We start from the raw sequence: 23,280 nt of genomic DNA on the forward strand, positions 1-23,280 counted from the left end.
CAAGGGGGTGGCACGGCCGCCAGGGAGGGCGCGGGGGGCGCCGAGCTTTTTCCAATGAAAGTGTGGGCGGCGCACCTGCAGCGTCAAGGATAGGTGGTAGAATTGCAGCGTCCGGCGGGCGCCCACCCCCACCCGGCACTATTTTCCTCGCAAAGGCTGCCGCCATGTCCCGCTTCGCCACGCTCCCGCTCATCATCTGCACGCTTTTGCTCCTTTTGGGGGGGGCGGGGCGGGCATGCGCCGCCGACCCGGTGGCGCTCGAGGTGACCGGGGTCGAGGGGGACGCCCTCAAGAACGTGCAGCAGGCCCTGGCGCTCCCCCCCGGCCTGGTGCGGGACGGCAAGGTGGACCGGCTCTGGCTGGAGCGCTTCGCCGGGCGCGCGCCCGAACAGGTCCGGCACGCCCTGGAACCGTTCGGCTACTACCACGCGGTGGTCGGGGTCTCCATCGAGGAGAACCGCGGCCGGGGGCGCTACCGGCTCCTGGTGCGGGTCGCCCCGGGCGAGCCGGTGCGGGTGAGCCGGGTCGAGGTGTCGCTGAGCGGCCCCGGCGCCGGCACCGCAGAGCTGGTCGGCCTCTCCCGCGCCTTCCCGCTTGCCAAGGGGGACGTCCTCTTGCAGCCGGAGTACGACCGGGCCAAGGGGGGGCTCAAGTCGCAGGCGGTTTCGCTTGGCTACCTCGACGCCGACTACACCCGCCACGAGATCCGTATCGCTCCGGGCGAGCTGGAGGCCCGCATCGCGCTCACACTGGAAACCGGCCCGCGTTACTTCTTCGACGGGGTCAGCATCGAGGGGGCGGGGGACTACCCCGAAGAGTACCTGCGCCGCTTCGTCACCTTCAAGGAGGGTGAGGTCTTCTCCAACGCGAAGCTCGCCGAGACCCAGCTCAACTTCACCAACTCCGAGCGTTTCAAGCAGGTGGTGGTCAACCCGCAGAGGGACCTGGCCAGGGAGCACAAGGTGCCGGTCCAGGTGGTGCTCACCCCGGCGCCCCGGCGCAGCGTCCGGCCCGGGGTCGGCTACGGCACCGACACCGGGGCCCGCTTCACGGTCCGCTTCCGCGACTTGAACCTGTTCCACCTGGGGCACGACCTGGACCTGAACATCTACGCCGCTCAGCGCCTGCAGGGCTTTGCCGGCCGCTACACCATCCCGAGCCCCCGCGACATCAAGACCTCCACCATGTTCCAGCTGAACCTGCAGCAAGAGGACGTGGGGACCTACCAGAGCAAGCTGGTCGCGGTCGAGGTGGACCGTAACCGCAGCTTCAACCGGGGCGAGGTGGGGACCGCCTACGTGAAGGTCCAGGAGGAGCGGTTTACCATCGGTGGCCAGGACTCCTCCTCGCGGCTGGTGCTCCCGGGCTTCCGCTTCTCCAAGGAGTACTTCGACAACCTGGTTCGCCCCCACCGGGGCTACCGTTTCATGGTCGACCTGAGGGGGGCGCACCAGGCGCTCGGCTCCGACTCGGCACTGGCCCAGGGGATCGTCGAGGGGAACGCGCTCCTGCCGCTCCCCTGGCGCCTGGCCCTGCAGCTGCGCACCCGGCTGGGTGGGACGCTGCTCGCCGACCCCCTGGGGGACGTCCCCCCCTCCATCCGCTTCTTCGCCGGCGGTGACGAGAGCGTGCGCGGCTACAGCTACCAGAGCCTGGGGCCCCGCGACGCGAGCGGCCAGGTGGTGGGGGGGCGGCACCTGATCTTCGCCAGCGCCGAGCTGCAACGCTACCTCTTCGACAACTGGGGGGTCTCGACCTTCTTCGATACCGGCAACGCCTTCAGCGACCTGAACCGGATCAAGCTCTACCAGGCCCTGGGTATCGGGGTGCACTACTACACCCCGGTCGGGGGGCTGAACCTCTCCCTGGCCCATCCACTGGACAGCGGCTGGACCCGCTACCGCATCGTGTTCACCGTGGGGTTCCAGCTATGAAGCGGCTAGCGCTCTACCTGCCCCTCGCCGTGCTGCTCGCCCTTGTGACGCTCGCTGTCGGTTTCGCCTGGCTCGTCGGCACCGGCTCCGGGGCCCGCTTCGCCCTCGAGACCGGGGCTGGGGCGGCCGGGTACCGGGTGAGCGCCCAAAAGGTCGAGGGGCGCCTGTGGGACCGGCTGCACCTGGTGGGGGTGGCGCTTGCCAAGCCCAAGCTCTCGGTGGAGGTCCGGGAGCTCGACCTGGTCTGGCAGCCGCAGGAGCTTTTCAACTGGCGGCTTGCCGTGTCGCGGCTTGCCCTCTCCGGGGTGACCGTCCAGGATGACCTCCCCCCCTCCACGAAGGCGCCGCTGCTCTCCTGGCCCAGGCTCTCCGGGATGACCCGGCGCCTGAGCGGGCGCGTCGAGCGCCTGGAGCTCGCCCGGGTCAGCTACCGCAAACTCGCCCAGGACCCGGTGCTCGTAGAGCGCGCCGCCGCCTCCCTCGATTACCGCGAGGGGGAGCTCGGCGTGACGGGGCTCGTTGTGAAGCTCCCCCAGGGGCGGGCCACCGGGGAACTCGCCGCCGGGTTCTTCGCCCCGCGCCTCAAGATAGACCTGGCGCTGGTGCCCCAGGCACCGTTAAACGGCATGGACTCCTTTGCGCTGCAGGCGAGGCTTTCTGGGGGGCGGGGTCCGGAGCTTTTGGCGGGAAGCTTCGCAGCGGCGGGGAAGAGCCGCGGACGGCAGCGCCTGGAGCTAAGCGGCGGCCTCGCCGTGACCCAACACGCCTTCCTCTTGCGGGACCTGAGGCTGGTACGCCCCGGCGAACGTGGCACCCTCGGGGGAACGGGGAGCCTCACCCTCACAGCCGGCGCCCCCCTGATCGCCCTCGATCTCAACGCCCGGGACCTCGACCTGAACGAGTACCTGCACCGGCCGACCCGCCTTTCCGGAACGCTCTTTTTTTCCGGCACCTCGCAGCGCTACCGCGGCAGCTTCGACCTGAAAAACCGGGGACCCGGCTGGCAGAGCGCCGCCCTCGCCGCGCGCTACCAGGGGACCGCGACCACCCTCCGCCTGAGCCGTATCGCCGCTCAGGCCCTGGACGGCGCCCTCTCCGGGAACCTCGACCTCGACTGGCTGAAGGAGTTCACGGTGCGCGGCCGGCTGGCGGGGCGGGGGCTCAACCCGGCGCGGCTCGCCCCCGACTGGTCCGGAGAGGTAAACCTCGACCTGGCCGCGGACCTGGTCTTCCCGAAGAAAGGAGCGCCGCACGGCAGGGTGAACGGGCGCCTGCTGGAGAGCCGCCTGCACGGCCAGGAACTGCAGGGGGAGCTCGCGGCGGCCTTTGCCGGAGAGCGCCTCAGGGTGGACCGCCTGCTCCTTGCCGGGCGGGGCTTCGAACTGAAGGGATCGGGGGAACTCGATCAGCGCCTCGACCTGAGCGCGCGGGTGAACGACCTCTCGCGCCTGGTCCCCAACAGCGCCGGGAGCCTGAACGCCGACGCCTGGGTGCGTTGGCGCGACCGGCGCCTCTCCGGGAGTGCGACCGGAACGGGAGGCGGGCTGGCCGTCGCCGGCATCCGCGCCGCCCAGCTGAGCTTCGCGGCACTTCTGGGCGAGGCCCCCGCCTATCCCCTGCAGCTCTCCGCGGAGCTCACCGGGGTGGCGGTCGGCGGGTTCAGCGCACAGAACGCCCGGCTCCTCCTGGACGGCACCCTGGCAAGGCACACGCTTGCCGCGCAGCTCGCCGGGCCGCTTGCCTCGGCGCAGCTCGCGCTTTCCGGCGGGTACCAGGCGGGGACCTGGAGCGCCACCCTGAGCGAGTTCTCGGGACGCGACCAGGTCGGCCCCTGGCAGCTCGCCGCGCCGGCCCGGCTTACCATCGATGCCGAGCGGCTCTCGGTGTCGCCGCTCGTGTTGAACGGCCTCCCCCAGGAGCGCCTGGAGCTCTCCGGGGAGCTGAACCTGAAAGCCTCCACCGGCACCCTCGCCGGCGACTTCAGCCGGCTGAACCTGGCCCGCGCCAACGCCTGGCTCACCGGCGGCGAGCTCTCCGGTGCGAGCTCCGGAAACCTGAAGCTGACCCTCTTGCCCGGGCGCCGGGTGGCGGTCAGCGCCCGCCTCGAGGCCGCCGGCAGCGTTACCGCCAACAAAAAGACCCTCGGCATCGAGCGCTTGAGCGCCTCCCTGGAGGGCGGCGCCGCCGGGAGCCATGCCACCGTCGACCTGGCGCTTTCCGGCGGCCAGGGGACGGCCTACGCCGTCTTCGACACCCGGGTCCCCGCCGCGTTGGCGCTCCCCGACCAGGGGGAGCTGAGCCTGCGCGTCTCCCAGCTCGACCTGGCGCTCGCGGCCCCGTTCCTCCCCCAGGGGGTGCAGGTGACCGGGCGGCTCGCCGGGGTGACCAGCGGCCGGCTCAGGCCCGGGGCCCGGCTCGACCTCAAGGGGAACCTGGCCCTCTCCGACGGGCGCGGCTCCTGGATCAGCGGCGACGACTCCCTGGCGGCCCAGCTGCAGAAGTTCGAGGTGAACTTCGGCTGGCGCGCCGCCAAGGGTGCCCCCGGCCGCCTGCAGCTCGCCGGCGCGGCGGAGGCGAACGGGGTCTACCAGTCCCAGGGGCGCCAGCTCGCCTTCGAGCGCCTGGCGCTGCGCCTGGACGCCGACGACAAGGGGACCCGCGCTAGCGTGAACCTGGCCCTGGAAGGGGGGGCGGCGCTGCGCGGGAGCCTCTCCTCCAACTCGCCCGCGTCGCTCGCGCTTCCCGAGACCGGCGAGTTCGCCCTCGCCTGGGGGGGGCTCAAGCCTGAGCTTTTAAAGCCCTGGCTCCCCGGCTCGGTCAACATCACCGGGCTTCTGTCCGGCGAGGCGCGCGGCAGGCTCCTGCCCGGCCGGCGCCTGGAGGTCTCCGGTGCGGGCGAATTCTCCTCCGGGACGGCCGGCTGGCAGGGGAGCGCCACCCAGCTCACCGCGAAGCTCCGCTCGGCCTCGCTTAACTTCGACTGGCGCGGCGAGAGCTTCACCGGGAACCTCGACCTCTCGCTGGCCCAGTACGGCTCGGCGCAGGGGCGCCTGGCGCTCCCGATCCCGGCCCGGCTCCCGGTCACCCCGAACCCCTCCGGCCTCCTCAAGGGCTCCTTGAACGGCCGGCTCCGCGAGCAGGGGCTCTTGACCTCGCTCTTCCCGGGGCTCGCGCAGGAGACCCACGGCGACCTGGAGGTTGCCCTCGCCCTGGCCGGCACCTGGGGGAGTCCGAACCTGACCGGCGGGGTGACGCTGGCCAACGCCGGCGCCTACCTCCCCAGCGCCGGGATCCGGGTCGAGGAGCTGGGACTCAAGGCGGCACTGGGCAACGACGAGGTGCGCATCGAGGGGATCACGGCGAAGTCGGGGCCGGGACGGCTCGAGGGGAACGCACTCCTGCGGCTTAAGGGGTGGCAGCTGGCAAGCTACAGCGCCGTCCTAAGCGGCGAGCGTTTCCAGACCGTCTACCTTCCCGAGCTGCAGCTTTTGACCTCCCCGCACCTGCGCATCGAGGGGGAAGGTACCCGGGTCGCCATCCGCGGCGACATCGTGGTGCCGGAGATGCTCATCTCCGGACCCCCGACCCGCTCCGCCGTGGGGACCAGCCCCGACGTAGTCCTCGAGGGTGCACCGGCCGAAACGGCCGCGGCAGGCAAGAAGTTCCCCCTCGAGGTGGAAGGGGAGATCCGGCTCGCCCTGGGGAACAAGGTGCAGGTGAAGGCGGAGGGGATCGACGCCACCCTGGGAGGGGAGATGAATCTCGCCTTGTCGGGACTCGAGCGCATCACCAGCCGCGGCGAGATCCGGGTGGTCAAGGGGCGCTACCGTGCCTACGGGATCGATCTCGACATCGTGCGCGGCCGGCTCTACTACGTGAACGACCCGGTGGAGCGCCCGACCCTCGACATCCTGGCGCTGCGCACCGTGGCCGACGTGAAGGCGGGGGTGACGGTCGCCGGGCCGCTTGGGTCCCAGGTGGTGAAACTCTACTCGGAGCCGGCGCTTCCCGACGTCGACATCATGGCTTACATGGTGCTCGGCCATCCGCTGGGGGCGGGGAGCGGCGACCAGGCGAGCCTCGTCGCCGGAGCGGCCAGCTCGCTCCTCTCCCTCGGCCAGTCCGAGTCGCTGCAGGAGCAGATCAAGGACCGCCTCGGGCTGAGCGTCCTGGGGCTGCAGACGGTGGACCAGGCCAGCGCCGGGCGCATGGGGTACAAGGAGATCTCGGTCACCCCCTCGGGCCTCGCCCCCCGCACCCAGACCACCGGCGAGTCGCTCTTGACCGTGGGGAAATACCTCACCCCGAAGCTCTACTTAAGCTACGGGCGCTCGCTGGTTACCGGAGGAAATCTCTTCCAGTTGCGCTATGACATCTTCCGGCACTGGCAGATCGAGACCCAAAGCGGCAGTGAAAGCGGCGCCGACATCTACTACAAGGTCGAGTTCGACTGATCTTGAGCGTGAGCGGACTGGATCTTCCTGGGGAGCCCGTGACAAAAGTCCGCGGCAATTTAAGCGCATCCTTGCCAAAGAGCAATCAGCCGTCATACTTTGAGCGACGGACCCTTACTTCCCGCAAACGATGTGAGAGGAGGATCGCCATGAAATGCCCGGTATGCAAAAACCAGCTACAGACCGCCACCAATCTCCATTCAGATGGATTCACCGAGGGGATCACCGAATGCAGCGTCTGCGGTGCTGCCTGGTCGGTGAACCACGGCGTCACCGAGATCATCAAGGACCCGCAGCTTGAGTCGTTTCTGGAGGCGCAGACCGAGTGCGTCGAGGGTGACGACTACGGTCTGGAGGGACGCGACAAGTAGCCCCCGCGCCCATAGCCGCTATCACGGAAACGCCCCCTTCCTCGCACGAGAGAGGGGCGTTTTCCTTTGCCCATCCTGATTGACACCCCGCCGCTTTGCGGGTAACCTGACCCGCCAGCTACCCCGAGGTGAACCTCATGACAACACTCAATCTGATCGGCTGCGGCGCGGTGGGGCGAACCCTCGGGCGTCTTCTCAACGAGGCCCGGCTCTGCGAGGTCCGGGACATCCTGACCCGCTCGGCCGAGTCCGGGACCGACGGGACGCTCTTTATCGGTGCCGGCCGTCCGGTGCGCGATTATGCGCAGCTCGCCCCCGCCGAACTCTACCTGATCGCCGTTCCCGACGACGCCATCGCCGGATGCGCCGAGCGTTTGGCCGCCTCGGGAAGGCTCCGCGCGGGGTGTGTGGTCTGCCACCTAAGCGGTGCGCTCTCAAGCTCCGTCCTCGCGCCGGTTGCCGCGGCAGGGGCCCGCATCGCTAGCCTGCATCCCGTGCGCAGCTTCGCCGATCCTCTACGCGCCGTTCAGGACTTTCCCGGAACGTGGTGCGCTGCGGAAGGTGATTCCGAGGCACTGGAACTGCTGCAACCCATCTTCGGCGCGCTCGGCGCCCAGCTCTTCCCCATCGATCCCGCCTTCAAGAGCGTCTACCACGCCGGGGCCGTGCTCGCCTGCAACTACCTGCCGGTATTGGTGGAACTGGGGCTGCGGGCCTTCGGCCGGGCCGGCGTGGGGCCCGAGGTCGCGCGGCAGGTACTCGAGCCGCTGGTTTCGGGGACAGTGGATAACATCTTCCGGATGGGCACGGCAGGAGCGCTCTCCGGCCCAATCGCCCGGGGCGACCTGGGGACGGTGACGCGCCAGCTTGCCGCCTTGAGCGAGTGGGATCCCTCGGTCGCGGAACTCTACCGGCAGCTGGGGCTGGTCGCCCTGGAACTCTCCGGGCAGAAAGAGGGCGCACCGCCGCAGCGGCCGGCCAAATTGGGGGGGCTGTTGGAAAACGGCCCTCTAAAGGGCTGAGAGGAACAAGGCAGATTGGGGGGGGCGGACCGTCGGCCGCTGAGTTTTGGAGTTGGTGTGTTGAGGGGCTCGCGCGCACGCGAGAGGATAGTTTCGGGGCGCCAGGGCGCCCCGAAACCGTTTTCCGACTGGTCTAGAAGCTTTCGAACTGGTCGTCCACCTCACACATGATGAGGGTGGCTCCGTGGCTCCCCGAGTGGGTGAGCTTGGCGGCGGGCGGGGCCCCCTTTTTTAACACCGTTTTGGCGGCCGGCTTCGCCCCCTTGCCGGTCCGGCTCCCCTTCCCCTGGCCGATGTCGAAGTACTCGACGGTCTCCTGGAGCTGTTCGGACTGGCTGGAGAGCTCCTCAGCGGTCGAGGACATCTCCTCGGCGGCCGCTGCGTTTTGCTGGATCACCTGGTCCAGTTGCTGGATCGCCTTGTTGATCTGTTCGGCACCGCTGTCCTGCTCGCGGCAGGCAGCCGAGATCTCCTGCACCAGCTCGGCGGTGCGCTGGATGTCCGGGAGCATCCGGGTCAGCATGTCGCCCGCCTGCTCGGCCACCTCGACGCTGGTCGAGGAGAGCTCGGAGATCTCCGCCGCCGCCTTCTGGCTCCGTTCGGCAAGCTTTCTCACCTCGCTCGCCACCACCGCAAATCCCTTGCCGTGCTCGCCGGCGCGGGCCGCTTCGATGGCTGCGTTCAGTGCAAGGAGGTTGGTCTGGCGGGCGATCTCCTCGATGATGGAGATCTTGCCGGCGATGTCTTTCATGGCCGCCACGGTCTGCAGTACCGCCTTTCCCCCTTCCTGGGCGTCCGCCGCCGATTTCACCGCGATCTTCTCGGTCTGCAGCGCGTTGTCCGCGTTCTGCCGGATGTTCGCCGACATCTCCTCCATGGCCGCGCTCGCCTCCTCGGCGGCGGCCGCCTGCTCGCTCGCCCCCTGGGAAAGCTCCTCGGACCCCGAGGACATCTGCTGGCTCCCCGCTGCCACGTTGTCGGCGGCACCTTTTACGTCGCTTACCACCTCGAAGAGCTTCGCGACCATGGTGGAGAGCGAGCGCATCAGTTCGTCGCTGGGGGAGCGCTCGGCCAACTGCACGGTCAGGTTGCCGCCGGCCACCTGCTTGGCGGCCTCGGTGATCTTCTCGGTGGAGTCGATGAGGACGTTCAGGTTGTTCTTGATCTCGTTGAAGTCGCCGCGGTACTCCTCGCGGATCCTGGGGGGCATGTCCCCCTTGGAGATCCGCTCCACGTACTCGGCGGCCACGTTCAAGGGGCCGATCACGGCGTCGAGGGTCTGGTTCACGCCGGAGATGATGGTCTTGAAGTCCCCCTGGTGGCGCGAGGCGTCGGCGCGGGTGGCGAGCTTCCCGGCGACCGCGGCCTCGGAGAGCATGATGCCGTCCTTGATGAGGGCCTGAACCGCCAGGACCATCTGCTGCATGGCCCCCTGCAGTATCCCGGTCTCGTCTTTTCTGCTGGAGTCGAGCTGGACCTCCATGTTGCCGGCGGCGATCCGGTTGGCGGCGCTCACGCAGGCGTTGATCGGGCCGGTGATGATGCGGCTGATCAAGAGCCCCAGGCAGATGGCGAGCAGCACACCGCCAAAGACGACACCGGTCATAAGGCGCGCCGCGGCGACCGCCAGGGCCTTGTTGGCCTCGCCGGTCTGCTTGGCCTGTTTCACCTTGCTGTCCTGCAGCTTGTCGATGATCCCCTTCTCGGAGTTGGCCGCCTTGCGCCCCTCGCCGTTGATGAGCGCCATCGCCTCCTTGTCCTTCTCGGCCATGGCCAAGGGGACCACACGGTCGATGACCGCGCCGTAGGCCGCACGGCTTTTCTTGAACTCCTCGAAGAGTTGGCGCCCCTCGTCGGAGAGGATGGTCTTCTCGAAGGCCGCCGACTTCTCGCTGATCTCGCCGCGCAGTTTCTTGATCGCCTCGAGGTACTGGGCCTTTTCCTGTGGGTTGTTGGTCTCCACCATGGCGCGTATGGTGATGCGCACCTGCTGGAAGGAGACCGCCATGTCGCCCAGTTCCGCCAAGGGGAGTGTCACCCTCTGGTACATCGTGTCGCTGGCCTGCTCGATCTGGTTGATCTTACTGATGCCGAACCACCCGATGAAACCGGCGATGAGGGCGACGGCCAGAAACCCCGCCAAGAGTTTCACACCCAGTTTCAGGTTTAAAAACCAGTTCATCTCAATCCTCCCGATTCTTTATTGATACAGAGCGTTGTGCTTTCCTTGGGAAGGCCGGGCTGTGCCAGTGCAATCGCACAGCTTCCCGACTCTGTGATTGGTATCGACAGAGAAACCGGTAATGTTGAGGGTATTTCTCAGGGGTGAGCTTAATATAATGTGTGAGTGGATTAACGGGGGCGGGGTGCTGTGGAGGGGAGTGGCGGGGGCGCCTCCTCCCCCCGCTTCGGTCCGAAAGGGGGGGAGGGGGCGGGCCTGTTACCAGGAACGGTTCCCCAGCTGTTTAAGCTTTCGGTACATGGTGGCGCGCGAGATCCCCAGGCAGCTGGCCACGGCGTTTACGTCGCCGCTGGCGCGCTTGAGGACCGCCGCGATGTGCTGCTCCTTGATCTCGCTCATGGTGAGCAGGGGGTGGCTCCCGCGGGCCTTGAGGGCGGGCTTGAGCCAGTTGAAGTGCTCCGGGCCAAGCGGCGCACCCTGTGAGACGATGAGCCCCTGCTCCAGGGCATTTTTGAGCTCGCGCAGGTTGCCGGGCCAGTGGTACCCCTTGAGGGTGGCGAGTGCCTCCTCGCCGATCGAGGCCTGGGGCCCGCGCAGCTCGTCCAGAAGAAAGCGCACGATGTTGGGGAGCTCGCGCAGCCGCTCCCTAAGGGGCGGTATCCTCAACACGCTGCCGCTTACGAAGTAGAGGAGTTCCGGGAGAAAGTAGCCGGCGCCGACCAGGGCGTCGAGCTGGCGGTTGGTACTGGAGATCAGCTGGAACGGGACACCCGGGCGGGCGCTGAGCGCCGCGAGGAGTTCGCCCTGTACGGCGAGGTCAAGGTCGCCGATCTCGTCGAGAAAGAGGGTGCCGCCGGCCGCCTGCGCCAAAAGCCCCGGCTTCGACTGCGCGCCTGAGCGGCTGCCGAAGAGCTCCGTGCGCACCAGCTTGCCGGGGAGCCCGGAGCAGTTCAAGGCGACAAAGGGGCGGTTGGCGCGGGAGCTCTTCTGGTGGATCCATTTGGCGAGCAGTCCCTTGCCGGTTCCGGTCTCGCCGGTAATGAGGACCGGCGCGCTCCCCGCGGCCGCCTGGGCCGCCAGTTCCAGGCAGCGCCGGGCCGCCGGGCCGGTACCGAAAAACCGTTCCTCGATGCGCCGCGCCTGGTTTCTCCCGGCGGCGCGCGGCGCCTTGCGGGCCTCGTCCGCCAAAAGGGTCCTGAGCGTGTCGCTGAGTGCCTCGAACTCCACCGGTTTCCCCAGCACGTTGTCGGCGCCGCAGCGCACCGCGTCGACCGCGACCTCGATCTCCTCGCTGCCGGTGAGGACCACGATGGGAAGGTAGGGGTCGTAGACCCTGACCGCCCTGATGAACGCGGAAGCCTTGCCGAAGGCGCGGGAAACTCCCAGCACGACGGCATCGAAGCGGCGCGCCAGGACGTCCTCCTCGGCGTTGGCCAGGTTGCTGGCCACGCTGACCGCAAAGCCCACTTCGGAGAGGGACCTGACGATGCCGAGGCGGTTGGAGGTGTCATCTTCGATCAGCAGGATCTTTTGCTTCATGGTGCTCTCCACGTGCCGGCCCTGTTCGATTAAACTGGCCTCTGGCCGGTGTTTCGGACGATCTGGTCCGCGTTGCAAGCTAAAGTGTAGCGGGTATTTCCTTATAGGCTAGGGGGAAAACACTATGATGCGGTATACACTTTGTTTTGTTTTTAAAACTGCGGTGCTTCAACTCTTTAAATCTGTTTTTGTTGTGCTGAACCCCTGGCTAAACTCTCTTAAATTGAGGCCTGCATTAGCTCCTGATTTGAGTAGTGTCAGCCGGTCCTTGATGGCCAGTCAGTTAAACTCTTGCCTGGTCTCTCACTCGCCATTTTCCCGTCGCTCACTTGAGCAGCTGGAATAAATGAGATAGAATCTGGCGACTCGCGAGCCGCCTGCGCCAGGAGCCGGACCCGGGAAGCGCTCTCAAAATCCCGAAAAACCGTGCGCGTTAGCGGGGTTCTGCTTGACGGCCTGCCGCCCTTCACTGTATGGTGTAAACAAATTTTATGTTTGGTTATATCAAACAGGAGGCGCGTCATGAACATTCTGGCCATCGACCCTGGCTCCACCTCGACCAAGGTCGGGGTGCTCTACGAGGGGCGGACCCTGAAGGCGAACCTGGAGCACCCGCGGGAGGAGATCGACCGTTTCGTGAGGATTGGCGATCAGTTCGCGTTCCGTTTGGAGTGCATCGACAGGTACCTGGAGAGAGAGGGGCTTGCCGCTGTTGCCTTCGACGCCGTGGTCGGACGCGGCGGCCTGTTGCGGCCGGTCGAGGGGGGTGTCTATCTGGTCAACGAGGCCCTGGCCCACGACCTGAGCGTCGGGGTGAGCGGGGAACATGCCGCGAACCTCGGTGGTATACTTGCGCGCAGCGTGGCCCAGCGCAGCGGCGCGCCGGCGTTCGTGGTCGATCCGCCGGTCTTGGATGAGCTCTGGCCGGTGGCCCGGGTCTCGGGACTCGCCGGGATCAATCGGCGCAGCATGTTCCACGCGCTGAACCAGAAGGCAGCGGCCCGCGACGTGGCCCAGGAACTCGGCCGCCCCTACCAGGAGCTGAACCTGATCGTGGTGCACATGGGGGGTGGCATTACCGCAGGCGCCCACTGCAAGGGTCGGGTGGTGGACGTGAACAACGGCCTGAACGGCGACGGGCCGCTCGCACCCGAGCGGACCGGCGGCCTCCCGGTGGTCGGGGTGCTGGAGCTTTTGGAGCGGGGCGTCTACACGATCCCGGAACTGAAGGCACTCGTCGCCCGCAAGGGGGGGATCTACTCGTACCTGGGGACCGTGGACCTGCGCGAGGTGGAAAGCCGGATGGCCGCAGGGGATGCCGAGGCGGCTTTGATCTTCGAGGCCATGGCCTACCAGATCGCCAAGGAAGTAGGGGGGCTCGCGGCCGCCCTGGACGGGGCGGTGGACGGCATCGTCCTGACCGGCGGCCTCGCCCGCAGCCAGAGCTTGGTCGCGGCGCTCTCCGCCAAGGTCCGTTTCATCGCGCCGCTTTTTCTGCGCCCCGGCGAGTTCGAGCTCGAGGCGCTCATCGGCGGCGCACTGAGGGTCTTGACCCGGCTGGAAGAGGCGCGGGTCTACCCGGGGAGGGAGGCATGAAGATCGGTCGCCACCTCAAGGAGGTGCTTAAGCTAAAGGGGGTCTCCCTGGAGAGCGTGGCCCAGGCGCTCAACTGGAACCGCGGCACCCTGGAGAGTGTCCTCGCGGACCAGCTCGCCCCCTCCATCTCGGAGCTGCTCCGGCTGGCCACCCTGCTCGGCGTCGGGATCTCCCGGCTCCTCTACGGCAAGGACCAGGTGGAGCAGAAGGCGCTCAAGACCAGCAAGAACGAGCGGGTCGGCGTCACCCGGCGCGACTTCCTGCACTACGAGAGCCTGGCCCCCGCCTTTGCCGGGCGGCACCTGGAGCCCTTCATCGTGGATATCTTCCAGGAGAGAAGCCAGGAGCTCGACGTAAGCCGCCACCCCGGCGAGGAGTTCCTCTTCGTGCTGGAAGGGGAGCTCGAGGTGACCGTGGGGGAAACCCCCTACCGGCTGGAGCCCGGCGACTCCTTCTACTTCGACTCGGTCCTGCCGCACACCCTGAGGGCCATCACCGAGAAGGCGCGCATGGTGGCGGTCATCTACAAGAGCGAGTCGATGCTGAACCTCACCCAGGGGCGCGGCATGAAGAGCCTCATCGAGGCGGCGCAGCTTTTGCCCCGGCAGAACGTGGTCCTGGTCTGCCCGGACCCGGTGTCGCTCTCGGCGGTGAACAAGGGGATCGAGGAGGGGATCATCGAGCGCGCCTTCCTGGTGGGGAGCGTCGAGCGCACCCGCAGTAAGTGCGCGAACGAGCTCCTCTACCTAAAGCGCTACGAGTACCTGGAGGTCGAGGCGGAGAGCGAGCGCTACGAGGAGGAGGCGGCGCGGGCCGGGGTCGGCCTGATCCGCGCGGGGAAGGGGGACATGCTCATGAAGGGGAGCATCAACACCGCCCCCTTCATAAAGGCGGTCCTGAACCGGGAGCACGGCATCGGCACCGGGCGCCGGCTCTCCATCGTGAGCATCTTCGAGCTCCCCGGCGTGGACCGGCTGGTGTTTCTCACCGATCCCGGGATCAACCCCGAGCTCTTCCTGCACGACGACCCCGCCTCCGGGGTGGACATCATCGAGAACGCGGTCGACGTGGCGCGCGCCCTCGGGGTGGAGCGCCCCAAGGTGGCGCTTTTGGAGGCAAACGAGGTCCCCTCGGCGAAGATCCCGACCACCCTCATGGAAAGGAGCCTCTCGGAGCGGGAGTGGGCGCTCGCCGACGTGTACGGGCCGCTCTCCTACGACCTCGCGCTCTACCCGCAGGCGGTCGCCAAGAAGGGGCTCACCGGAAACCCGGTGGCAGGCCAGGCCGACATCCTGGTGGTGCCGCACATCTCGGGGGGGAACTTCCTGTACAAGAGCTGGGTGTTCACCATGGGGGCCGAGGTGGCCAACGTGGTCCTGGGGGCCCGGGCACCCATCATCCTCACCTCGCGCAGCGACTCGGACCTCACCAAGTTTTTGACCATCAGCGCGAGCGCGCTCTACAGCCACTTCCTGAACCGAGGGGAGGGGGAGGGGAGCGCCGACGCCGCGCTGCCGGCGCCGGCACCCTAGGAGGCGCGTGATGTCGCAAAAGACCCTCATCATCGGGCACCGGGGCTCCCCGCGGGAGGCCCCGGAGAACACCTTGGGCTCCTTCCGGCTCGCCTTTGCCGAAGGGGCCGACGGGATCGAGACCGACTTCCGCCTCTCAAAAGACGGCGAGATCGTCTGCCTGCACGACGAACGCACCGCCCGGACCGCCGACGCCGACCTGGTGGTGGCGCGCTCCTCCTTCGGCGAATTGCGCCACCTGGACGCCGGCGCCTGGAAAGGGGAGCGCTGGCGCGGCGAGCGGATCCCGAGCCTCGCCGAGGTGCTGGAGGAGATCCCCGCGGGGAAGCTCTTTTTCATCGAGATAAAGTGCGGGACGGAGATCCTCCCGAGGCTGGAAAACACCCTTTTGGGATCCGGGTTCCCTGCCGATAAGGTGAGGATCCTTGCCTTCAGCGCCGAGTTGATCCGCGCCGTAAAGGAGCGTCTCCCCGGGTACCGGGCCTGCTGGCTCACCGACTACCGCTTTCGGGGGAGCTGGCACCCCGAGCCCCGGCAGGTGCTGGAGACCCTGAGAGCCTGCCGGGCCGACGGTCTGGCGAGCCGCGAGCGCAGCGTCCTGGACCGGGAGTTCGTGGCCGAGCTCAGGCGCGAGGGGGAGGAGATCCACGTCTGGACCGTGGACCGCGTCCGGCAGGCGCGCCGGCTCCTCGAACTCGGGGTGGATTCCATCATGACCAACCGGCCCGGGTGGCTGCGCCAGAACCTGGACCGCTAGGGGGTGCCGGACCCGCCCGGCAAACCTCACAACCGCAACCGGGATGAGCCCATGAACCGCAACGCCTACCTTGCCACCGGCCGGATGATCGCCTTAGCCGAGAGCTTCTCCAAGCTCAGGGTGCGCCTGCACGGCGAGGAGAACATCCCCAAGGGCTCCATCATCTTCGTGGTGAACCACTTCACCCGCATCGAGACCCTGCTGCTCCCCTACCACATCTACCAGCTGACCCACACCCCGGTCTGGTCCCTGGCCGACGCTTCCCTCTTCGACAGTCCCCTGAAGGTCTTTCTCGACCTGATGGGTGCGGTCTCCACCAGGAACCCGCACCGCGACCGCACCATCGTGAAGTCCCTTTTGACCGGCGAGGCCAACTGGGTCATCTTCCCCGAGGGGCGCATGGTGAAGGACAAGGGGGTCTTCCGCCGGCGCCTGTTGCTCAAGCCGCGCGGCGAGCGCCCCCACTCCGGCGCGGCGACCCTCGCCCTGCGTACCGAGTTCTACCGCCAGCGCCTGGGGTACCTGGCCCGGCAGAACCCGGCCGAGCTCGAGCGGCTGCGCGGCCTGTTCCAGATCGGCGACCTCGGGCCGGTGCTCGCCGGTGCCTGCTGGATCGTCCCGGTGAACCTCACCTACTACCCGATCCGGGCCCGCGAGAACGTGCTGAGCACCCTGGGAGACCTCTTCCTGAAGGACCTCTCCCCCCGCCTCAAGGAGGAGATGCTCACAGAGGGGAGCATGATCTTCTCGGGGGTGGACATCGACATCCGCTTCGGGGAGCCGCTCGATCCGGGTACCTTCCTCTCAACCCCCGGCATCCGTGCCGACATCGGCTCGGCCGCCCCGATCGACTTCGACGACGAGCTCCCCTCGCTCCCCGAGTTGAGGCGCGCCGCCAACCGGCTGATGCTGAGCTACATGAGTGCGATCTACGAGCTCACCACGGTGAACCACGACCACCTCTTCGCCTCGCTATTGCGCGCGCTCCCCTTGAAGACCATCCGCGAGGATGACTTCAGGCGCAAGGTCTTCCTTTTGGCCGCCGAGCACCTCAAGGCGAGCCAGGTCACCTGTCACGACAGCCTCGGGACCGGGCAGATCCCGCTTTTGACCGACGACCGCTACCACAAGTACCGCGACTTCGTGATGCTCGCCATCGAGACCGGGGTGCTGACCCGGCACGGCGGGGTGCTCACCAAGGACCGCTCCAAGTTTTCGGCCCCCTTCGACCTGCAGCGGGTGCGCATCGAGAACCCGCTGGGGGTGATCGCCAACGAGGTGGTGCCGCTCACCCAGCTGCAGCGCGAGGTGCACCTGACCGCCTGGCAGCCCAACTGGCTGGTGAAGAGCCGGGTCGCCTCTCTCCTGGAGCGGCAGGCCCTGGACCAGTACGAGGCGGATTACCGGGAGTACTACCGGGCGGGGGAGTCCAAGGAGCGCTCGGTGGGAACGCCGGTTTTGCGCCGCGGGCGCACCCGGCGCCTCGGCGTCGTGCTGGTGCACGGGTTTTTGTCGGCCCCCCAGGAGGTGTCGGAGCTGGCAAGCTACCTGAACGCGCGGGGGCTGTGGGTCTACCAGGTGCGCCTTAAGGGGCACGGCACGGCGCCCGAGGACCTGGCCGGGCGCCACGGCCGGGAGTGGGCCGATTCGGTGGACCTGGGCTACGCGCTCATGAGCGCCATCTGCGACCGGGTGGTGCTCGGGGGGTTCTCCTTCGGAGGGGGGGTGGCCCTCGACTGTGCCAGCCGGGTGGAGGGGGTGGCCGGGGTCTTCGCGGTCTGTCCCCCTCTGCAGCTCATGGACATCTCCTCGCGTCTCACCCCGGCGGTCGCGGCCTGGAACCGGGTCATGGACCTGATCAGCTACCAGGACGCCAAGATGGAGTTCGTCCCGACGGTCCCCGAACGCCCGCAGATCAACTACTCCCGGCTGCCGGTGGCGGGGCTTAGGCAGATGGGGCGTTTCATGAAGGAACTCGAGGCGAAGCTGGGGCAGATCCAGGTGCCGGTCGAGGTGCTGCAGGCCGACCGGGACCCGGTGGTGGACCCGCGCGGGTCGGCACGCCTGTTCAACCTCTTGGGGAGCAGCCAGAAGAAGTACCTGCGCTTTGCGCTGGATCGCCACGGCATCCTGGCCGGGCCCGGTGCGGAGGAGGTGCACGCCGCCATCGGCGCGTTTATCGGGAAACTGATGGGAGGGCTTCCCGAACCGGAACAAGGCTCCTGAGGCGGACGCCGCCTCCCTCCGCACGGGAGGCAGGCTTACCGGAAGAACTGCTGAAGCCTAGGCATTTCCAAAACTGGCGGGATCTGCTACAACGGTGGCTATGACTCTTTCGGGACGGCATGCGGACATTCTCAGGCGCGGTCACTGGATCTTCGATCTGGACGGGACCCTCACCGTGGCGATCCACGACTTCGCCAGCATCAGGAAGGCGCTCGGGGTGCCACCGGGCGGCGACATCCTGGAGCACCTGGAGGCGCTCCCCCTGGAACAGGCCCGGCTCATGCGGCAAAAGCTGGTGGCGATCGAAGAGGAGCTGGCGGGGCGTACCGAGGCGGCCTGCGGGGCCGTTGGGCTGGTGCAGAAGCTCCACGGGCGCGGCACCCGGCTCGGGGTGCTGACCCGGAACACCCGGGACAACGCGCTCGCCACCTTGCGGCGCATCGGATTGCAGAATTTTTTTGCGGAGCGGGATGTGCTGGGGCGTGAAGAGGCCCTGGCCAAGCCCGATCCGGACGGGATCTACCGGCTGGCCAGGGAGTGGGGAGTGCCCCCGTCCGCCCTGGTGATGGTGGGAGACTACGGATTCGATCTTGAGACGGGCCGGGCTGCGGGCGCCGCCACCATCCACGTCGATACCAGCCGTGCCTTTCGCTGGCCCGAACTGACCGATATCGCGGTGGGGAGTCTGGCGGAGCTGGCGCTGGCCCTCCCGGAGTTGCCGGTCAGGCCATGCTCTCCAGTTCGTGCTCGGTGATCTGGACGATCTCGTCGTAGATGGCGACCATGACGTGCAGTTCGCACCACTTGGCCGCCACACGGCGCATCAGGTAGCAGGCGTTCACCATGACCCCCGACAAAAGCAGTATCCCCAGGGTGCGCTGCTCTTCCATGGAGATGAGCATGACGGCGTAGGCCGCGAGGCAGAGCATAGTGCCGAGCCAGGCGATCTCCGGACCCTTGAAGGGGTTGCGGGTAACCGTCGCGAGGTCGATGTAGTAGCGGGTCATGCCGCAGATGCGCTGCAGGTACTCGGCGATTTCCCAGCGCTGCTGCTTTAGGTAGATGCAGGCCAGAAAGTGGCTGCTGGCGCTCTCCTTCCCACGTACCATCCGCTCGGTGACGTAGAGATCTATGGCTTCATCGACGGAGTCTTTTTTCATGATCAGTCCCTCCGGTCTCCCCGCCGCTTCCCGCCGGTACGCCGTCAACTAATGAAGCTCAGGAAGCGGGTAGCCCCGGCTCAAGCGCCGATCGCCATGGGCCGAAATCTATCCCTTATGACATCAATGGCTTAGCGGGCTAAACGGGCTCCGCCGCGGCGCTTGCCGGCTGCCGCAGCGAGGCGCTTTTCTGATTAAACTATGAAAGAAAAGAGTTACCCTGTCAACCGTCTGACGGGTAGCGGCACCCGGCGTGCTTTGCCGCAGCAACTCCGCCGGCCAAGCGATGTGTTGACAAGGCGCGAAGCCTGCCGTACCCTCGCAGCTGCTCTGGCCGGCAAGGGAGTGAACCGCAACGACAGAAGGGGTGGCTGGTGAAGAGAAGGGGAATGAACAGGTGAGGGTGCAAGGGGTCATCGTATCGCACTACGGGATCGCAGTCGAGGTGCTCTTCGGCGACGGCGCGCGCCGCATGGTGAAGGTGAAGCGCAACTCGGGGCACGTGGTTGGGGACCGGGTCGAGGTGACCGGCGAGGTGCTGGCACGCCTCCCCCGAAAGACCGAACTGCAGCGCCGGGATGCCCGGGGCGGCATTCACCTGGTTGCCGCCAACCTGGACGTCTTGGGGATCGTGGTGGCCCCTTCCTCTCCGGCCGGCTTCACCGACCGGGCCATCGTGGCGGCCCGGGCTGCCGGACTGGAACCCTTCCTGGTGGTCAACAAGTTAGATCTTCCGGAGGGTGAGGAGGTCGCCGGAACGGTGGTCCCGCTCTACCGGGAGCTGGTGCTGGTGTTCGCGCTCAGCGCCGCTACCGGCAGCGGACTCGAGCCGCTGCGCGAGTTCCTGCGCAACGGGCACCGCGGCGCCTTCGTCGGGAGCACCGGCGTCGGCAAGAGCTCGCTTTTGAACGCCCTAGTCCCCAACCTCGACCTGAAGGTGGCGGAGGTAAGTGAACACAAGTACCAGGGGCGCCACACCACCACGGTCTCCTCGCTGCACGCGCTGCCGGGCGGAGGAGAGCTGGTCGACACCCCCGGCTTCCGCGACTTTGGCCTGGTGGACATCACCTGCGAGCAGCTGGCCGAGTTTTTCCCGGGGTTCGAGGCCCTGGAGCGGCAGGGGTGCCGGTTCCACAACTGCCGGCACCGCAGCGAGCCGGGGTGCGCAGTCTCAGTGCTCGCCGCCTCGGGCGCGCTGAATGCGGAGCGCTACCGGACCTACCTGGAGCTGCTCGACGAGGTCGAGGCCGCCGAGGAGGCCGCGCAGCGCCGCGGCTGGAAGAAGTAACCCGCACCAAGCGACAGATAACTGACTTTTTGCAACAAAGGGAACCGGAAGATGGCACAACCGTGGAAAATACTGGACAGCGTGGCGACCGCCGAGGGGAAACTTGAGCTCAGACAGCGCGGGGAACGCGACTTTTTGATCACCGTTAACTCACTGGTGCTCATGAACAGTTCGCTGCACCGCTCGGAGGTTGCCCTGGGGGCCGTTGCCTGCGGGCACCTCAAGGGTGAGCCGGCCGCACGCGTGCTTGTCGGGGGGCTGGGGATGGCCTTCACGCTGCGGGCGGTGCTGGACCAGCTCGGCGCTTCGGCGCAGGTGGTGGTGGCTGAGCTGAACCCGGTGGTGCTCGAGTGGTGCCGGGGGCCGCTTGCCTTTCTCACCGAAAATGCTGCCAGCGATCCCCGGGTCTCGGTCGAAATCGCCAACGTGGCCGACGTCATCAGGCGCAGCGCCATGAACCGCACCCCCTTCGACGCCGTGGTCCTCGACCTCTACACCGGTCCGCACGCCCGCTCGCACAAGGTCGAGGATCCGCTCTACGGCTCGATCGCCATCGAGATGACCCGTGCGGCACTGAAGCCCGGCGGGATGTTCGCGGTCTGGGGCGAGAACTACGACCAGGGGTTCGAAAAACGCCTCGCCTCCGCCGGTTTCTCGGTTACTACCGACCGCCCCGGGCACGGCGGCCTGCGCCACGTGGTCTACCTGGCCCGCAAGAAGGAGGCGCAGGCGGCTGCGCGCCCCCAGAAAAAGAAAGCAGCCCGACGCTAGCCCCGGCCCGTGCCGGAAGGCGGCGCGAGCCGCAGGTGCTGTGATGCCCCGAAGCTTGGTGCGCCGGCTCCGGCCCCCCCCCCACATCAGCGGCGGAAATCGGCTCCGGCAAACTGGACCGCACCGGGGTCGTTCGCCCGCGGCGGGCTCACCGCGTGCACCCCGCCACAGGCCGGGCAGTCCTGGACGAAGGTCCGCAGCACGAAGTCCTCGCCACAGTCGTGACAGGCAAGTGCCAGGCCGCCGTTGGGAAGTTCCGAGTCCGCTACCGCCCCGCCGTGTGCCGCCAGTACGAACTCCACCAGTTCCCGGCCGGTCGCGTACGGCCCTCCAGATCTACTCCCCGATCCACAATCGCACATTCCTGCCTCCTTACCTCGCTCGTTGTTTAGTTGCGCAAGAGAGTACCCCTTTCCCGCTGCCGCCGCCTTGACCTGGGTCAAGAATCCCGCCATGCCGGCTTACCCGTCCCGCACGTTTCAGCAGGGTGCACAAAGTTCCAGGCGCTGTTGCATTGAACCGACTTTCCAGTATATTGGTTAAGAATTTTCTAACCTTCATTGACGCGAGGCCGGGAGACGCGGATGTCCGACAACAACGAGCCGATCGAACAGCTCAAGCTGGAACGCGACGAGGGGCCGGGCCACCTCTGCCTGCTCTACGAGTCCGAGGCTGAGCTGCTGGTGCCGGTAGTCCCCTTCATTCAGAAAGGGGTACAACTGGGACAGCGCTGCATCTATCTCAACGCCGGCGAGGAGATGCTGGACTGCGTCCTTAAAAATGCCCTGGCGAGCCAGAAGAGTGACCTCGGCGCCCTGATGGTGCTCTCTTCCCGCGAGGTCTGGCTGCAGCTCGGGAGCTTCGATCCCCAACGGGTTCTGGGGCTTTTGCAGTCCCTTTGTGCCCGGGCGCTGGGGGACGGCTTCAAGGGGACCCGTATCATCTGCGACATGGGATGGGCGGGTGGGGGCGCGGTGCCGGGGCGGGTGCTGGCGGAGTTCGAGCTGGAGCTCACACGGTTTGCGGAGCGAAACCAGGTTCGGCTGCTCTGCCTGTACCACCGGGGGAGTTTCCGCGCCGAACAGCTTCTGGAACTGGCGCGGCTGCACCGGCAACTCCTGATCGGCGAGGCGCTCTGCAACAACCCTTTCTTCGTCCCCGGGGAGGACGAGGCCGGCATCACGGCTACCAGCGAGCTGGACCTGTTCCTGGCAGCGGTCCAGGCATCCTCGGGCGCCGCCAACGACCGGGAACGCCTGCGCCAGGAACTTGAGCAGGCCTACGCCGCGCTGGCCCGCAAGATCTACGAGAACTGGCAGGAGGAGGACACCCTGAGGGCCAACGAGCAAGAGCTCCAGGAAAAGGACGAGGCGATCCTCGAACACCGCAGAAGGCTGCAGACCGTTTTGCAGCACCTGCCGGTGGTCCTCATGGCCCTGGATCACGAGAACCGCCTGGCCTCCTGCAACCACCTCTTCGAGCACCTCACCGGCTACCGGGCCGAGGAGGTGATGGGGAAACAGCTACTCGAACTGCTCGAGGTTGACGAGGAGGAGCACCAGGAGGTGTTGCTGGCGCATCCCGGCGACGGGGGGGACTACCGGGACGAAGAGTGGCCGCTTCGGTGCAAGGACGGCAGCGTGAAGGCGATTCTTTGGTCTAACCTCTCCTGGTACGTCCCGATCCAGGGGTGGCCCAACTGGATCATCGGCATCGACATCACGGCGACCCGCCACGCCGAGCGCGGGCTCTATGCTCTGGGCGATGAGCTCAAGGTGCGCGGCGCCGAACTCGAGGCCCTGGGGCACGCAGTCTCCCACGATCTGAGCGGCGAGCTCGCCCGGATCGAGCAGCAGTGCACCCTGCTGCGCCAACTGGGCGCCGCCTCGCTCGCCTCGGGGGGGGAGGAGGTGCTGGCCGAGATGCACCGTACCATCCGGGAGAGTGCCGGAAGGGTCCAGGCGCTGAAGCGGTTCACGGCGCTGGCGGCCGAGGGGTTGAGCCCCGAGCAGGTCGACCTCAGCGCGATCGCGGCCGAGATCGCCGCCAAGCTGGGCGGGCGCAGCGGCGAGCACCGGGTGACCTTCAACATCGAGCAGGGGGTGACGGCGACCGGGGACCGGCAGCTTTTGCAGCTGGCCCTGGAGCAGCTCCTCGAGAATGCCTGGAACTCGACCTGCGGCGTCGCGCACCCGCTCATCCGTTTCGGCGCGACCGAGGTGGAAGGAAAACGGAGCTTCTTCGTCAGCGACAACGGGCCGCGCCGCCCGTCGAAACTCCCCTCCCAAAAGCTGCACAGCCGCAGCGGCAGCGGACTGGGGGGCGGGCTCGGGCTGGTAACGGTACAGCGCATCATCTCCCTGCATCGAGGGCGCATCTGGGCAGCCCTCGAGGCGGAGCGGGGGGCCACCTTCTATTTCAGGGTCTAGCCAAGGTCTGCCGCCAGGT

General features: G+C 67.4%; 16 protein-coding genes. 12 read left to right on the forward strand and 4 right to left on the reverse strand.

What is annotated here, in order from left to right; genetic code table 11:
* Positions 1 to 164 precede the first annotated feature (164 nt).
* The 4 genes from GMST_RS15325 (at position 165) to GMST_RS15340 (ending at position 7,781) form a co-directional block, all read left to right on the forward strand.
* On the forward strand, positions 165 to 1,934 hold the full coding sequence (locus GMST_RS15325; RefSeq protein WP_183355565.1) for an autotransporter assembly complex protein TamA: 1,770 nt from the start codon (positions 165 to 167) through the stop codon (positions 1,932 to 1,934).
* On the forward strand, positions 1,931 to 6,388 hold the full coding sequence (locus tag GMST_RS15330; protein ID WP_183355566.1) for a translocation/assembly module TamB domain-containing protein: 4,458 nt from the start codon (positions 1,931 to 1,933) through the stop codon (positions 6,386 to 6,388). The genes GMST_RS15325 and GMST_RS15330 overlap by 4 nt, the downstream gene beginning before the upstream one ends.
* Before the next feature lie 149 nt (positions 6,389 to 6,537).
* Positions 6,538 to 6,759 (forward strand): hypothetical protein, encoded by a 222-nt coding sequence (locus GMST_RS15335; protein ID WP_183355567.1) that lies wholly within the window; start codon positions 6,538 to 6,540, stop codon positions 6,757 to 6,759.
* Between the two features lie 137 nt (positions 6,760 to 6,896).
* Entirely contained in the window at positions 6,897 to 7,781 is an 885-nt protein-coding gene (locus tag GMST_RS15340) for a Rossmann-like and DUF2520 domain-containing protein (protein WP_183355568.1), read from the forward strand.
* A 133-nt stretch (positions 7,782 to 7,914) separates the two neighbouring features.
* Here GMST_RS15340 and GMST_RS15345 read toward each other — a convergent pair whose 3' ends face one another.
* Positions 7,915 to 9,963 carry an MCP four helix bundle domain-containing protein gene (locus tag GMST_RS15345; protein ID WP_183355569.1) on the reverse strand — a complete coding sequence of 683 codons (2,049 nt, stop codon included), beginning with the start codon at positions 9,961 to 9,963 and terminating at the stop codon, positions 7,915 to 7,917.
* 258 nt (positions 9,964 to 10,221) lie between these two features.
* The gene (locus GMST_RS15350; RefSeq protein WP_183355570.1) at positions 10,222 to 11,502 is read right to left on the reverse strand and encodes a sigma-54-dependent transcriptional regulator; all 1,281 of its coding nucleotides are present in this window, start codon (positions 11,500 to 11,502) and stop codon (positions 10,222 to 10,224) included.
* A gap of 522 nt (positions 11,503 to 12,024) precedes the next feature.
* On the opposite strand from GMST_RS15350, the gene buk reads away from it, so the two are divergent.
* The 5 genes from buk to GMST_RS15375 all read left to right on the forward strand — a co-directional run bounded on the left by buk (position 12,025) and on the right by GMST_RS15375 (position 18,367).
* Entirely contained in the window at positions 12,025 to 13,098 is a 1,074-nt protein-coding gene (gene buk, locus GMST_RS15355; protein WP_183355571.1) for a butyrate kinase, read from the forward strand.
* A complete protein-coding gene (locus GMST_RS15360) occupies positions 13,095 to 14,630 on the forward strand; it encodes a phosphate acyltransferase (RefSeq protein WP_183355572.1) in 1,536 nt (511 codons plus the stop codon). The genes buk and GMST_RS15360 overlap by 4 nt, the downstream gene beginning before the upstream one ends.
* A 10-nt stretch (positions 14,631 to 14,640) precedes the next feature.
* The gene (locus tag GMST_RS15365; RefSeq protein ID WP_183355573.1) at positions 14,641 to 15,387 is read left to right on the forward strand and encodes a glycerophosphodiester phosphodiesterase; all 747 of its coding nucleotides are present in this window, start codon (positions 14,641 to 14,643) and stop codon (positions 15,385 to 15,387) included.
* A 51-nt stretch (positions 15,388 to 15,438) separates the two neighbouring features.
* On the forward strand, positions 15,439 to 17,613 hold the full coding sequence (locus tag GMST_RS15370) for an alpha/beta fold hydrolase (RefSeq protein ID WP_183355574.1): 2,175 nt from the start codon (positions 15,439 to 15,441) through the stop codon (positions 17,611 to 17,613).
* Between the two features lie 100 nt (positions 17,614 to 17,713).
* Positions 17,714 to 18,367 (forward strand): HAD family hydrolase, encoded by a 654-nt coding sequence (locus GMST_RS15375; RefSeq protein ID WP_183355654.1) that lies wholly within the window; start codon positions 17,714 to 17,716, stop codon positions 18,365 to 18,367.
* Here the strand turns inward: GMST_RS15375 and GMST_RS15380 are convergent.
* Entirely contained in the window at positions 18,336 to 18,773 is a 438-nt protein-coding gene (locus GMST_RS15380; RefSeq protein ID WP_183355575.1) for a GSU0071 family protein, read from the reverse strand. The genes GMST_RS15375 and GMST_RS15380 overlap by 32 nt on opposite strands.
* Before the next feature lie 397 nt (positions 18,774 to 19,170).
* Here GMST_RS15380 and rsgA point away from each other — a divergent pair, with 397 nt between their 5' ends.
* Together rsgA and GMST_RS15390 are read left to right on the forward strand one after the other, a co-directional pair.
* Positions 19,171 to 20,061: a ribosome small subunit-dependent GTPase A gene (gene rsgA, locus GMST_RS15385; RefSeq protein ID WP_246399717.1), complete on the forward strand. Its 891-nt coding sequence runs from the start codon at positions 19,171 to 19,173 to the stop codon at positions 20,059 to 20,061.
* A gap of 51 nt (positions 20,062 to 20,112) precedes the next feature.
* On the forward strand, positions 20,113 to 20,832 hold the full coding sequence (locus GMST_RS15390) for a spermidine synthase (RefSeq protein WP_183355576.1): 720 nt from the start codon (positions 20,113 to 20,115) through the stop codon (positions 20,830 to 20,832).
* An 86-nt stretch (positions 20,833 to 20,918) separates the two neighbouring features.
* Here the strand turns inward: GMST_RS15390 and GMST_RS15395 are convergent, their stop codons facing one another.
* Positions 20,919 to 21,194, reverse strand: coding sequence for a hypothetical protein (locus tag GMST_RS15395; RefSeq protein ID WP_183355577.1), 276 nt, complete (start codon positions 21,192 to 21,194; stop codon positions 20,919 to 20,921).
* A gap of 222 nt (positions 21,195 to 21,416) precedes the next feature.
* On the opposite strand from GMST_RS15395, the gene GMST_RS15400 reads away from it, so the two are divergent.
* Positions 21,417 to 23,261: an MEDS domain-containing protein gene (locus GMST_RS15400; protein WP_183355578.1), complete on the forward strand. Its 1,845-nt coding sequence runs from the start codon at positions 21,417 to 21,419 to the stop codon at positions 23,259 to 23,261.
* Positions 23,262 to 23,280: the final 19 nt, after the last annotated feature.

The organism is Geomonas silvestris, assembly GCF_014193515.1.
GTDB classification, from domain to species: Bacteria; Desulfobacterota; Desulfuromonadia; order Geobacterales; family Geobacteraceae; genus Geomonas; species Geomonas silvestris.